The organism is Sphaerospermopsis kisseleviana CS-549, from assembly GCF_028329225.1.
Lineage (GTDB): Bacteria > Cyanobacteriota > Cyanobacteriia > Cyanobacteriales > Nostocaceae > Sphaerospermopsis > Sphaerospermopsis kisseleviana.
Map to the genome: position 1 here is coordinate 1 of NZ_JAQMTI010000266.1, position 13,805 is coordinate 13,805.

General features: G+C 38.3%; 12 protein-coding genes. 6 read left to right on the top strand and 6 right to left on the bottom strand.

Translation table 11 applies throughout. The features are described from left to right. Positions 1-180 precede the first annotated feature (180 nt). The 4 genes from PN497_RS21020 to PN497_RS21035 form a co-directional block, all read right to left on the bottom strand. The gene (locus tag PN497_RS21020; protein ID WP_096570138.1) at positions 181-618 is read right to left on the bottom strand and encodes a DUF6918 family protein; all 438 of its coding nucleotides are present in this window, start codon (positions 616-618) and stop codon (positions 181-183) included. A 272-nt stretch (positions 619-890) separates the two neighbouring features. Beyond that, positions 891-1,532 (bottom strand): pentapeptide repeat-containing protein, encoded by a 642-nt coding sequence (locus PN497_RS21025; protein WP_096570136.1) that lies wholly within the window; start codon positions 1,530-1,532, stop codon positions 891-893. A gap of 38 nt (positions 1,533-1,570) precedes the next feature. Beyond that, positions 1,571-2,938: a DICT sensory domain-containing protein gene (locus PN497_RS21030; protein WP_096570134.1), complete on the bottom strand. Its 1,368-nt coding sequence runs from the start codon at positions 2,936-2,938 to the stop codon at positions 1,571-1,573. Between the two features lie 157 nt (positions 2,939-3,095). Beyond that, positions 3,096-4,691 (bottom strand): photosystem II high light acclimation radical SAM protein, encoded by a 1,596-nt coding sequence (locus PN497_RS21035; protein ID WP_096570132.1) that lies wholly within the window; start codon positions 4,689-4,691, stop codon positions 3,096-3,098. Between the two features lie 668 nt (positions 4,692-5,359). Between PN497_RS21035 and PN497_RS21040 the strand changes: the two genes are divergently transcribed. From PN497_RS21040 to rppB, 4 genes are all read left to right on the top strand, one after another. Further along, a complete protein-coding gene (locus PN497_RS21040) occupies positions 5,360-5,794 on the top strand; it encodes a DUF1830 domain-containing protein (RefSeq protein ID WP_096570130.1) in 435 nt (144 codons plus the stop codon). Positions 5,795-6,159: 365 nt separating this feature from the next. Then, a complete protein-coding gene (locus PN497_RS21045) occupies positions 6,160-6,621 on the top strand; it encodes a DUF4079 domain-containing protein (RefSeq protein ID WP_096570128.1) in 462 nt (153 codons plus the stop codon). Positions 6,622-6,773: 152 nt separating this feature from the next. Further along, positions 6,774-7,475, top strand: a complete 702-nt coding sequence (gene rppA, locus PN497_RS21050; protein WP_096570126.1) for a two-component system response regulator RppA — start codon at positions 6,774-6,776, stop codon at positions 7,473-7,475. 127 nt (positions 7,476-7,602) lie between these two features. After that, entirely contained in the window at positions 7,603-9,021 is a 1,419-nt protein-coding gene (rppB, locus tag PN497_RS21055; protein ID WP_272110827.1) for a two-component system sensor histidine kinase RppB, read from the top strand. Here the strand turns inward: rppB and PN497_RS21060 are convergent. After that, positions 8,981-10,285: a hypothetical protein gene (locus PN497_RS21060; RefSeq protein WP_096570124.1), complete on the bottom strand. Its 1,305-nt coding sequence runs from the start codon at positions 10,283-10,285 to the stop codon at positions 8,981-8,983. The genes rppB and PN497_RS21060 overlap by 41 nt on opposite strands. Before the next feature lie 44 nt (positions 10,286-10,329). Continuing rightward, the gene (locus PN497_RS21065) at positions 10,330-11,430 is read right to left on the bottom strand and encodes a PLP-dependent cysteine synthase family protein (RefSeq protein ID WP_096570122.1); all 1,101 of its coding nucleotides are present in this window, start codon (positions 11,428-11,430) and stop codon (positions 10,330-10,332) included. A 655-nt stretch (positions 11,431-12,085) separates the two neighbouring features. Here PN497_RS21065 and PN497_RS21070 point away from each other — a divergent pair. Further along, the gene (locus PN497_RS21070; protein ID WP_096570116.1) at positions 12,086-12,646 is read left to right on the top strand and encodes a hypothetical protein; all 561 of its coding nucleotides are present in this window, start codon (positions 12,086-12,088) and stop codon (positions 12,644-12,646) included. A gap of 215 nt (positions 12,647-12,861) precedes the next feature. Beyond that, positions 12,862-13,629, top strand: a complete 768-nt coding sequence (locus PN497_RS21075) for an energy-coupling factor ABC transporter ATP-binding protein (protein WP_096572756.1) — start codon at positions 12,862-12,864, stop codon at positions 13,627-13,629. Positions 13,630-13,805: the final 176 nt, after the last annotated feature.

The window sequence follows — 13,805 nt, forward strand, 5'->3', positions numbered from 1 at the left end:
GTCCTGAGCCTGTCCTGAGCGGTGTCGAAGGGCGGTGTCGAAGGGCGGTGTCGAAGGGCGGTGTCGAAGGGCGGTGTCGAAGGGCGGTGTCGAAGGGCGGTGTCGAAGGGCGCAGTCGAAGTAAGTCGAAGTGCGGAGTCGAACTATGTCGAAGTATGCCTACCCCACAATAGTTGTAGCTTAGTTTTTAGTGTATTTATCAATGACTTGAGCTAAACTAGGTACAGCGTCTTCCACATTTTTTTTGACTGAACTGCGGAGTTTATTATAAACACCTTTGATAGTAGAGTTACTGCTTTTCTGAATCCGAATATCAGTAATACTCAGCAATAAATCTGCTGTACGAGAACGATTTTGACTAAGATATCCGACAGCATCACCTGTATTTAAACCTTCTTCCCAGATAGGTTCTAGTGCAGCGAAAGATTCTGGTAAAAGACGCTCAATTGCACCAGCACAGTATCCTGGACTAATTCCTTTAATAACTGCATATCCAGTTTTGATCGCCATCCCAGAAATACCACTTGTAGCAGCAACTTGAGTATCTAATAAATTTGTCAAATCAACTAAAAGTGTCTGTCTTTTATTATCATCAGCAAGACCATCAATCAGCGCCATTGTTATGTTCCTTAGTATCAATGTGTTGAGTTTATATTTCAGGTAGTTTATCCCGTAATTAGTAAACTAGGGACTGATTTATTATTTATTTTGTGCCGTAAAAATTCGCCAAATAATAAATAAAGTAAATCCTAAATAGGCAAATACTGTGAGCCATTCTTGAAGGCGACTAAATGAATCATTCATAATATATAAGAAAATATCTTTTTTGACTAGTCATTGGTGAGTTAGAGTTGAAGTTTACCTGAAATTAAATTCCTTGGCAAATAAAATTATTCAGGAAGAATTTCCAGGATTGTACCCACCAAACAAGCCTGAACTAGATTGACACCGATTAAATTTGCAGCTTCTAATTCTGCACAAAGTAAATTTGCTCCGGTTAAATTTGCCCCTGCTAAGTTAGCTCCCCGTAAATCGGCTTCTTCCAGATTGGCTTGACTTAATGTTGCCCCTTGCAAATCAGCGCGACTCAAATCTGCACCTTTGAGATTTGCTCCTGTGAGGTTTGCACCACGTAAGTCAGCACTACGTAAGTCAACACCTTGTAAGTTTACACTCATCAAATTAGCACCACTTAAAAAAGCACCGGCTAAAGAAGCATCATTAAGTGTAGCACCCATTAAGTTAGCACCACGCAAGTTGCTGCCTCGCAGATCGGCGCTGGTTAAGTCTGCTTGCATTAAGTTAGCTCCCATTAAGTTAGCCCGCAAATCAGTTTCTTGGAGGGTTGCACCCATTAAATTTGCACCTTCAAAATGTGCGCCTTCCAGCTTAGAACCTGTAAAGTTAGTGCCAACGAGGGTGGAACCGGCTAAGTTAATGCGGCTTAAATCAAGTTGAGATAAATCCTCGTCTTCTAAGTCTACTCCGGGAAGGTGTTTAATTTTTCCTAATCTAATGGTTTCTATGTTCATGGGTGAATTTTTAATTTTTAATTTTTAATTTTTAATTTTTAATTTTTAATTTTTAATTCTTGACTGTTCCAGCGAGAATCAATCAACCACATACTACTACTAAATTTGGGTGACATGATGGGTAAGTCAAGTCCCTGTTGTAAACCCATAACTAACAAAGATAGGGTATCTATGAGTTTAGGGTCAAAACGGGTAGATTGTTGGTGTTGACATTGTTCTAGGGCATTAGCAAAGATATTTTGTCCACTTTGATCTGAGTATTTGTGCTGACTGACTCGCCATTGAAAGTCTGCTGCTATTGCTAATATTCTTGATTCTAAAGGAATTTCTTCACCTGTTAAACCTGCTGGTTCTCCTGTACCATTCCACCATTCGGTTTGATGGGTAATAATTTGGGCGATCGCTCTGAGTTGGGGCATTGTCCGTAATACCTGCGCTCCTGGAACTAGGGGACAAATTGGTCCTGCTACTTGTTCTGTGGGCTTTTTGGGGGATGTGAGGATGCTTTCGGTTTGTTGCAGTGGATCGATTCGATGTAGTAACCCAGCTAGACGTAATCTTTTAATTTGCCATGCGGGTAGTTCTAGTAATTGTCCCATGATTTCGGCGATCGCAGCTACTTCGGCGGCGGCCATGGGATTTTGAATATCTGCTATGTCTATTAATTGTGCCATCCGCAAAAATGCCTGGACTTCGTTAGAAACCAAGTTGGAACTCAAAGTGTTTTGGCGTGTGGCTGTAGGATAGGATAAAGTATTTTCACCACTTTTTAGGTAGTCAATGACCAGGGAAACGACTTTCCCAATCTCTTCTGGTGAAGCTATTTCTGCCTTGATTGCTTGTTTATGCTGGGTCAGTTTTTGGGCTAGTTCTGGGTTGTATTTTTCGATGTGGGCGATCGCTATCTCGGCGGCTTTCAGAACTACATCCGGCTCAAATGTCCACATTCCATAGAATTTGCGCTCTAAATCTGACCCCGGTAGTCCTGTAACTCCATAATCTTCATCTGATAATTCTTGACAAATTACCATTGATGTGTATTGTGGAGACAGAATCATCAAGTGCCATTCTTGGGATACTGGATCAGATGTTTGTAGTGGTACTAAATCTACATTTGCTAGTTGACTGGTGGGATGTTCAGCAAAACCGGCATCACTGGTAGCCATAATTGCAATTTCCCGGCTGCACTTGGCAATATCTGCATATCTTTGGGCTTCTTGCAGATACCATTTGCCTCTTTGAAAGCAGGTAATTACTATTGGTTGATCTTCTTTACTTAAAATATGGTCTTCTAAAGCATGACATAAAGCCACTAAGGTATTTTTATAATACACGCCAAAGCGAATAGGTCTATTGCTATGACGATAGGCTGTTTCTAATTGTTGGAGAATTGAACCTTGTAACATGGAATTTTGGTGATTGGTGATTGGTGATTGGGGATTGGGGATTGGTGACTGGGGATTGGTGACTGGTAGTTGGTAAGAATAAACTCTTGCCTTTTGCCTCTTGCCTTCTTACTGTCACCTGTCACCTGTCACCTGTCACCTGTCACCTCATACACACTCAGTTTACACTAGCCAATTGTTTCTCAGTTTTTTCCACAATTGGGGCTGTCAGTGCTGTTTCCAACTCAGCGCAACCTAATCTTGCTTCTAAGATTTTCATTACTTCCCTACCGAAGTCGTTGGGGTTTTGTCGCCAAGCTTGTAAACAGACTTCTCCGAAAAATGATCCTAATGGTTCTGGATTCCAAAGTAGTTTTTTGGCAGTCCAGGGCATCAAACTCATAGGATTATACCCTGGTTTGAGGATACCTTCTTTAAAAGCATATTCTTCCAGGTGGGTATGGGGTTGCAGTCCAATGAAGAAAATAGCAGGTTCAACTTTATCCGCGCCAAAAATCCGTTCTAGTTCTCGATGATAGGCTATAGTTTGGCGGATGGTTTCGGGACGCTCATCAATGACGTTAAATGAGTAATTGACGGAAACCATATCATTAAAACCTGCTGCTTTCAAGTCACGGCAGTTTTGCAGTACAGTCCGCAGGTTGTAACCCATCCGCATTTTCCGTACCAGTTCTTGAGAACCGCTAGTAATGCCGATTTCAAAATAATTCATCCCGGTTTTGTCCATCAACTCACACAGTTCTGGTGTTAAGTTGTCTGCTCTAATATAGGCCGCCCAGTTAATATCTGTCATGCCAGAATCAACAATTTTTTGCAATAGCTCTATGGCATCATCAATATATCTGCGGGCGGGGATAAATTGAGCATCGGTAAACCAGAAGTTACGGACACCGCGATTATATAGTTGGCGGATCTCGGCTACAACTTCATCGGCGGGATTAATGCGTACCTGCTTACCTTCAACTACTGTGTACACACAATAACAGCAGTTATGGGGACAACCGCGCTTGGTTTGTACACCAATATAGAAATCTTTATCTTGCAGGTAGTAGTTAATTTCTGGCCAGATGGTTTCTATGTAGTCGTAGTTACAAGCGGTTTTTTCTAGGGGTGTGGGTTGTTCATGGATCAGGCGTTGACGGGGTTGGTTTTCTCCCACTACATAACAACGTTCATCCCGAAATTCTTGGCCACTGAGGTATTTTGTAAGTAGGGTTTCCCCTTCACCTATGGAAATTATTGTTCCTGAAGGTAGGCTTTTTCCTAACTGTTCATAAAATACGCTGACTGCACCACCACCAACAACTGCACGGGCTTGGTTATGATATCTTTGGGCGCGTTTTAAACCGCGTTTGATTAATCCCAAGTTGCGCCATAGTTCTACATAGTAGGCGATGAATATCCTCAACCCGCCTAATGCACCCCGTAATTTAATGAATGGGTTTTTGGCATAGTAAAATTCAAAGGCGTTTTGTAGGGGGTTGCCGCCTCTACCTCCCACTGGTGCATAGATTTGAATATCTCGCCAAGAAAAGACTAGGAGTGTGGGTTTAAATTCGTCAATACAGCGATCTAGGGCGCTGCTGTAGTCCAGGGGTGGTACTGTTCCTAAATCAAATATTTTTTGTTCGATGTTAGGGAATAGTTTGTGGACGTGATCGCTCAGGTAAACAACCCCAATGGGAAAGATGGGGTTACAAGGAAGGCGAACGTAAAGGATTCGATTTTCCATCATGGTTGTTTCAACTGCCATCTTGCCAATTTGTAGGGGAAAACTAGAGAAATATCTGGTCTAAACCTGTGGGTTTGTGGTGTTAATCTTAATTTACCAATATTTTGCTTGACATTTGAGCCAGTTTTTGATATTGGCAAATTTACTTTCAGGAAAAGTGAGAAAAGGTAAAATTGCTGGTCATCAAAATCATTGATGGTTAGCAATAGATAAAGTTTATGAAGAAAATTTCATATATCTTTACCATAACATTGATCTCTACCCAGATTTGGTAACAAGTTTAGGCAAGGTTGCTCATTGAAACAAGAATCCCGATCCTTTTAAGGCGGGGAGCGTCAATGATTCAGTGATGATTGTCGCCTGCAAATTAGCAGATGTAAATCAGTAGATCGATAAAATTGAAAAACCAACTTCTCAGCAAGCCTGGGGTTAGTAGCCTTGTCTGACAGCTTTCAGGGTTATTAAGTTAACAGAGGGGGAACAGCAAAACTAAAGAAATTTAGTTGAAAATGTATAATAATGCAAAAATTAAGATATATTTGCCAATTTTTTTCCAAAAAAACATGACTTTAGATAGAAATGATGCAGAAAATTTCAGTTGGTAGTCGCAGTTACAGCAAATGGGGATCATCCGATGTTAGTTTTGGTTGTGTAATGTAAAATTGTGGCGTAAAAGCTCCTCAGCAGTTATGGCTCAAATATTAGATTCTCTACCACCGGAGCAATCGGGGAAAATTCTCTGCTGCTACGTCAATGCTACAAGTAAAATACAGGTGGCGCGTATTTCCAATGTTGCTAACTGGTACTTTGAAAGGGTGGTGTTTCCTGGACAAAGGCTAGTTTTTGAAGCGCCGAAAAAAGCGCAAATGGAGATTCATACAGGAATGATGGCGAGTGCGATTTTGTCGGATACAATACCGTGCGATCGCCTAGCACTGAATGAACCTGGTAGTGATGAGGGTGATCAAGACTCAGCCCCAGGAATAGAAGCTGCAAACACCAATGCGATGGTGTCGGAAATGAATACAAAAATTGAAGATACCACAAAACCTTTACAAAATATCACAGCCTCCATGAAAACCTATCAGTCACAACATGAGTTTTTACTGAATCTGGGAGTGTGACAGATGGGAAGGTTAGTTAATGTCAAAAGTTTTAAAAATCCCTGGATTAATATCCTTTGATTAAAAAAAGCACGTTTATTAAATTTGAGGGTTGCTGAAATCAGCAGCCTTTTTTATTTTATTGGAGAATTGGGAATTGGGAATAGGGAATAAGTTAAGAATTTTACCGTAAGCATTCAGCCGTTCACAAATGCATCGAGTGTACACTTCCTCGTCAATCTGTGGTATTTTATATTGAGGAGGCAGGATTTATTTATTTTGGATTTTGAATTTTGGATTGTTCGTGTCAACTCCAATCTCATAAAAATTTCTTCCCCATCTCCATATCTTCCTGTTCCCTGTTTTTTGACTTTTAATTTTTTACTATGAACTTACCTTCTTTTTTATGGTTGTGGAAAATAGCAGCTTGGTCTATGGGTTTAGCGATTCTAGCTTATGTTATTTTAGCAATGTCTGGTTTTTGGTTATGGCAAGTTAGAAATACTGGACGTTCTCCCATTGGTGTGGTTTTACCAAGGGTGAATAATATAGTCAAAAACTTTCATTTTTTTATTGGCTTCACTATGGTAAGTTTGGTATTATTATTGTTATTTATTGGTATTATGGGGACTTTAGGACATTTTGGTTCTTTGGGTCATTCTTTACATTTATTCGCTGGTTTATCTGTGGTAATTTTGGTTTTAATTTCTGCTTTTAGTGCAACTCAAATTAGTACAGGTCAATTTTGGGCTAGACCTTTACATATTACTTTGAATATGATTCTTTTCTTTGGTTTTGCTTGGGTTTCTTTGACTGGTTGGACTGTTGTACAAAAGTATTTACCATGACAATAAAAATTATGCTAGGCTTGATATGATTGAACCGCAAAGGACGCAAAGGACACAAAGGTAAGAGTTTTACAGAGAGTTTTTCGGGAGGCTATGTTTATTTTTATATTCTTTTGGTTTTGAGGATTTTTAATTTTTAATTTTTAGTTTCTATGCGATTAATATTAGTTGAAGATGAAAAAGATTTAGGTAGTAGTATTCATCATGCTCTAACTCAGCGTGATTATATTGTAGATTGGGTAGAAGATGGAGCTACTGCTTGGGAATATTTGAATACTGTACCCCAAAGATATGAAATTGCTATTTTAGATTGGATGTTACCAAAGTTATCAGGTTTGGAAATTTGCCAAAAGTTGAGACGACAAAAAAATCCTTTACCTGTGATTATTTTAACTGCTAGAGATAGTATGATTGATCGGGTTACTGGTTTGGATGCGGGTGCTGATGATTATTTGGTTAAACCTTTTGGGATGGAGGAGTTATTAGCAAGGGTAAGAGCTTTACAACGCAGGATTCCTAATTTTCAACCTCCACAGTTACAAGTGGGTGATTTAATGTTAGATTATGGTAATTTTTCGGTGGTGAATTTATCTGCTAAAGGTTGTTTATCTGTTGTTCTTACTGCTAAGGAATTTCAACTTTTAGAATATTTGATGCAGCATCATCAACAAGTTTTAACTCATGATCAAATCCGCGCTCGACTTTGGGATTTTGCAAGTGATAATGTGAGTAATGTTGTTGCTGCTCAGGTAAGGTTGTTAAGACGTAAGTTGTCTGAATGTGGTTTTCCTGATGTTATTGAAACTATCCGGGGTTTTGGTTATCGGTTTTCTGTTTTGGAAAGTGGGAAATAATTATTTTTAAGAAGTCAGGAGTCAGGAGTCAGGAGTCAGAATATTTTTTATCCTCCACAAGTAATGATTTTAAAATTCTCATTTATTTCTATTTAAGTTCTGAATACTTTTTTTAATGAACCACGTTATGCGAAGCATTTCCCGAAGGGTAGACACGAAGAACACGAAGAGAGGAAAGGAAGAAGAGAGGAAGAGGGGTAAGATCCAAAGTAGAATTTTTCATAATTCTCTTTTTCATTATTCTCGCTTTAAGTTAGCTATTACTTATGCGGGGGTGATGGGTGCGACTTTATTAATATGTGGTTATTTTGCTCATGTGGTTATGGTGAAAGCTTTTACTCGCACTATTGATCGTGAGTTGGAGGTTTTTGGAAGAATTTTTGAAGATAAGTTAAAACCACGTTTAAAAACTCCTGGAGTTTTACCTATTAGTATTAGTGGTTATTTACCGGAAATTTGTTTTAAACAACAATCTTGTCCTATTTTAAAATCTGAATCTGCGGTGATGGGTCTTTTGTTGGATGGTCATTATGTGAGATTATTAAATTTAAAGGGTGAATCTATTGCTGCTTTTTATAATTCTCCCGATCAGTTTCCTGATAATCTTGCTCTCAATTATTCCTATGATATCAGAAATCTTCAGGGTGAGTTATATCATTTACATTTAATGCCTTTATATATTAATAATAATCAATTATGGGGTTATTTACAAGTGGGAAGATCGGTTCAACGTTTAAATCATTATATGAATGGTTTACATTTGTTGTTAATTTTTGGGGTTCCTTTTTCTATGTTTATTATTGGGGGTGCGAGTTGGTGGTTAGCTGGTTTCGCTATGCAACCTATTGAGAAATCATATCAACAATTACAACAATTTACGGGTGATGCTGCTCATGAGTTACTTACTCCTATTGCTTCTCTACAAACTATTATAGATACTAATTCTATCACTCAGGAAACTAAACAAGCTCTACAACGACAGGTGAAAAGATTAAGTTCTTTAACTCAAGATTTGTTATTATTATCTAGATTGGAAAATAGTTTACAAGCAGGAAAATTAAGCTTAAATTTACAGCACATTTGTTTAAATGATGTAGTTGCAGATGTGGAGGAAGAGTTATTACCTTTAGCGATGAATACGGGAGTTTTATTATCTAGTAATATTCCTGAAAAAGCTAATTTTTATATTCAAGGTAATGAAGGTCAAATTTATCGGTTATTATTGAATTTGCTCAGTAATGGGATTAAATATACTCCTGTTGGTGGGGAGGTAGAAATTAATCTTTCAGCTAATAATAATTATGCTATTATTAATGTGATAGATACAGGAATTGGTATTCCTGCTGCTGATATTCCTCAAATTTTTGATCGCTTTTATCGTGTCAATGCTGATCGTTCTCGAAATACTGGGGGTTCGGGTTTGGGTTTAGCTATTGCTTTGGCCATTACCCAAACTCATAAAGGTAAATTAGAAGTAGAAAGTCAGGTTGATCATGGTTCTACTTTTACGCTGTCTTTACCACTCGTTTCCACAGTAAACAAGTAATTTCTACTATCATTGATGTGATCATAGCTATAGCTGCGGCTATTGCTCCCTTCATTCCTTTATTAATAGCTAAACTGGCAATTATTAATAAAGTTCCTGTTGCTAACCATGTGGATAGATTAACATGACCTGTACGATTTTCACTTACTAAAAAGCCTTGTGTGGCATTTTGCAAAGCTACAAATAATGGTACAATGGCACATATTAAAAGTACAGGTTTGATGCTATTTGCAAGGCTAAGATCATTACCGATAAAACTTTGAACTATGCGATCGCCTATGGGTGTTACACTCATCAATAATAATAATGTCGAACAAACTGCACCTACGCTAATAGCAAAAGTCAAAAGTTGGCGATCGCTCACTTGATGGCGATATTTAATCACCATTTGTTGTACCATGCGGGTAGAATTAGCAATTACTAATACCAAACCCCACGCAGCAGACCAAGCAGCAATAGCAATTGTAGCATCTTGAGCGCGAGCAAGAATACTAATTAATATCGCTCTCCCTCCCCAAACTACCATCATTGTATTTGCTAGGGGGAAATAAAATTTCCATACCTGGGCTAAGTTTTGGGGTAAACCAGGTTTGGTTTCTGTTTCTGGGGGTATGGTTGCTCCACTGCGATAAGCAAAAAATGTTACAGCTACAGCTTCAACTATCACCCCACTAATGAGAGCTATTCCTGCTAAAACACCCCCAGATAGTTGTATTAAAAACCCACTTACCAGAACTAAAGCCAATGTTAAAAGCCTGAAAATACTAGCTATAGCTAACGCACGGGGTTTACCGTGGTAAATTAATAAACCTTGGAAATAACGCCGCCATGCGATCGCAAACGGCCAACCACAAGCTATTAATAATACTTGACTGACTGTAGCCAACATTGCCAAAGGAATACCCAACAAACTCGCACCAACAGAATTAAATATGATAGGTATTCCCAACAAACCTAATAAAAAACTGAGTCCTACACCAGCAAACAAAGTAAAACGCCATAATGCTGCCCTAGATTTTTGTGATCCAGCCAAAGCATTAGCAGCATGAAGGATCATAATAATAGGACTTTCAAAAAATATTGCCAAAGACTTAGCCGCACCTACAGCCGCTATATTCACCTGAGCATCAGGAAGATAAGCTAAAGTAGTAGTCATCATCGGATCACCACAGGCCATAGTCACATCACTCAGGGATAAAGGCAAAAATTCCCGCCATAAACTCCCTAAACTTATATTTTTAGATGTATATTCTTCTAACTTCATTTCTTACTCTTTGCGTCTTTGCGTCTTTGCGTGAGAAAAAATATTTAAATTTTAAAACTAACCTGCGATTTAACAAGATCCAAAGGTACAGGATAAAGCTGAGAAATAGCTGTTACCAGATCGTCACTTTGCAAAATGTGAATATTTTGTGCAGCTAACCAATCGGTATTGTAAACTGTTTCTAGATAGCGATCGCCCCGATCAGGATTTAGTAACAACATAGTTTGAGGCTTGTTAAATCTTTGAGTATCAGCTAAAGCTGTGGCAACAATAGCACCAGTAGAAGCGCCCAAAAGCATACCCTCATCCTTAGCTAAAGCATGACAGACAGAAAAAGCCAAAGCATCATTGACGCTATAAGCAGCGTCTAACACCTGGGGGTCAAAATTGGGGGGAACGAAGGATAAACCCAGTCCAGTCATCTTATAGGGGTGTCTGGGAGTACCAAAAATAGCCGATCCAGCCACATCAACACCAATAATTCTGGTTTGGGGATAATATGTTTTAAAGTAGCGACTAATACCCCCTAATTGACCGGCTGTACTCACACCTATAACTATAGCATCAGGCGCACCCCCGAAAGCGTCAACAATTTCCCGCGCTGTCCAAAGTTCATGAGCATCAGTATTAAGAGGATTTTTATGTTGACATGGATACCAAGCGCCAGGTATATTTGCGGCTAATTCCTGAGCTTTTGTCATTCTCGCTACCTGCATTGAACCTTGAGCATCGGCAGCATTTAAAGGAACTTCAACGAGTTTTGCACCATAAGCAGTAAGCATTCGGCGCATAGTTACAGGTGTTTTTGCATCAATAACAATCATCACCCGATAACCTTTAGTTGCACCAACAATAGCTAAACCAATACCAAAGTTACCAGAACTAGATTCAACAATTGTACCACCGGGACGCAGTAAACCTTGTTTTTCTGCTTCGTGAACCAGGTAAGCGGCGTTTTTTTCTTTAATACTTCCACCAGGATTACAAGATTCTAGTTTTAAATATAGATGATGATGTTGACAATGGGGATGGATTTTATTTAACCGCACAATGGGAACTTTACCCAATGCTTCGGTAACGTTTGCAAACAACAGGGATGATGTTAAACTGTTTTTTAGGGTTGGGTTTTGAGAGTAGGTAAGCATTTCAGGAGCTAAATACTGTTCAACTCTTAAAATGACAACCTTATATGAAATGAAGATGAAATTTATAATTGATAATTGACAATTGATAATTGATAATGGGTAAGGGGTGATTTAATAAAAAACTGATGAAATTCTGAACATCTGAAATTACAAACTTCCCAAAAATCGAATTTCTCGAAAAATCGAATTTCTCAAAATTGCAACTTCTCAAAAATCCCAACTTCCCAAAAACCGAACTTCTGAAAATATGAACTTCCGAAAAATCGCAACTTCTCAAAAATCCCAACTTCCCAAAAACCGAACTTCTGAAAATATGAACTTCCGAAAAATCGCAACTTCTGAAAATCCCAACTTCCCAAAAACTGCACCTTCAAAAAATCGAACCTCCCAAAAACCGAACTTCTGAAAAACTGCACCTTGCAAAAATCCCAACTTCCCAAAAACCGAACTTTTCCAAAATCAAACTTCCGAAAATATGAACTTCTGAAAAATTACAACTTCCCAAAAATCCAAATTCCTAAAAACTGAACTTCACGAAAATCGAACTTCTGAAAAATCGAACTTTTCCAAAATCAAACTTCTAAAAATTCTGAACTCCTGACTCCTGACTCCTAAATGCTGTATAATAAAAAAGAAATGCTATAAAAATGAAACAATGACAACCAACTTACCCAACAATACAACTACTACCTTTCGTCTTTCTCCCCTGATTAGAATTACATTGTTAACATTATATATAGCGTTAACAGTTCCCCTACCATTTTTAGCAGAAGTCACCAAAGCACCCACACCACCAATATTATTATGGGTAGGAATTGTAATAGGTTTTGTGGTATTATATGCAGTATTAACCGAAAGAGTAACTGTAAATGATCAGGAAATAAAAGTTATTTACCCTGTCTGGGTCCCTTCCTTCTTTCGTAAAGGTTGGTCTCTATCTTGGTCCGATATTAAAAGTTTAAAACCCCGCAGCACAGGTCAAGGAGGTTTAGTTTATTATTTCCTCAGTCACGATGGAAAAGCATATTTATTACCTATGCGTGTTGCTGGTTTTAACCGTTTGGTGAATTTTGTCCAAGCAAAAACAGGTATTGATACTACCGATGTTCGTCCTTTATCTCAACCTTGGATGTATATGATTTTATTTCTTTGTACTATCTTATTATTATTAGTAGATGCTTGGACTATTAATACAGCTATTTTGGGTAATTGGTAATTGGTAATTGGTAATTGGTAATTGGTAATTGGTAATTGGTAATTGGTAATTGGTAATTGGTAATTTTTAAAGACGCTTTCCTACCAACTGTCAACTGTCAACTGTCAACTGTCAACTATCAACTATCAACTATCAACTGTCAACTGTCAATTATCAACTATCACCTGTCAACTATCAACTATCAACTGTCAACTGTCAATTATCAACTATCAACCATGCTCAAATTAGAGCAAATTAATCTATTTACAAAGCTCAAAAGTCAAGCTAGAAATAATTTACCAGGATATCCAATTTTACAGGATATTTCCTTTGAAGTTTTTAGTGGCGATCGCATGACAATTATCGGTCATTCCGGTGCTGGTAAAACTTCCCTTCTGCGACTCATCAACCGTTTAACCGAACCCACCAGTGGTAAAATTTATCTGGAAAATCAGGAATATCACCAAATTCCCATTATCCAGCTACGTCAACAAGTAACATTAGTACACCAAGAAACTAAACTTTTGGGGATGACAGTTGGGGAAGCCATAGCTTATCCTTTAATTTTGCGAAAGTCTCCAAAGCAGCAAATTCAGGAAAAAGTTAGTTATTGGAGAGAACAACTACAAATTCCTGAAAATTGGTTAGGACGTACCCAAGTACAGCTTTCAGCAGGTCAAAAACAATTAGTTGCGATCGCTCGTGCTTTAGTTATCCAACCCCAAATTTTACTGCTAGATGAGCCTTTTTCCGCCCTAGACCCCGCACAAACTTCTTTTTTGTCAAACATCCTCAACCAACCAGTTCAAGACCTTTCCCAACCCCTTAAAACCGCGATATTGATGGTAAACAATCAACTTGACATTGCCCAAGAATTTAGCAACCGTGTATTGCATCTCCAGCAAGGTCAAATTGTCGCCAACCTACCCACCTCACAAGTCAACTGGGAAGACCTAAAAACCAACTTGATAGCAGCACAAAATCAAGTAGATGGTGATTGGTGATTGGTGATTGGTGATTGGTGATTGGTGATTGGGAAAGAGCAAGTCCTAAGTTGACAATTTCATAGACAAAACTATACTTGTATTGACAAAAATCAATATATTTTTAGGAAAAAATCAACTACTTGATATATAATACGGTGATATCAAGTATTGAATTGAGACTATTGCCGACGCGA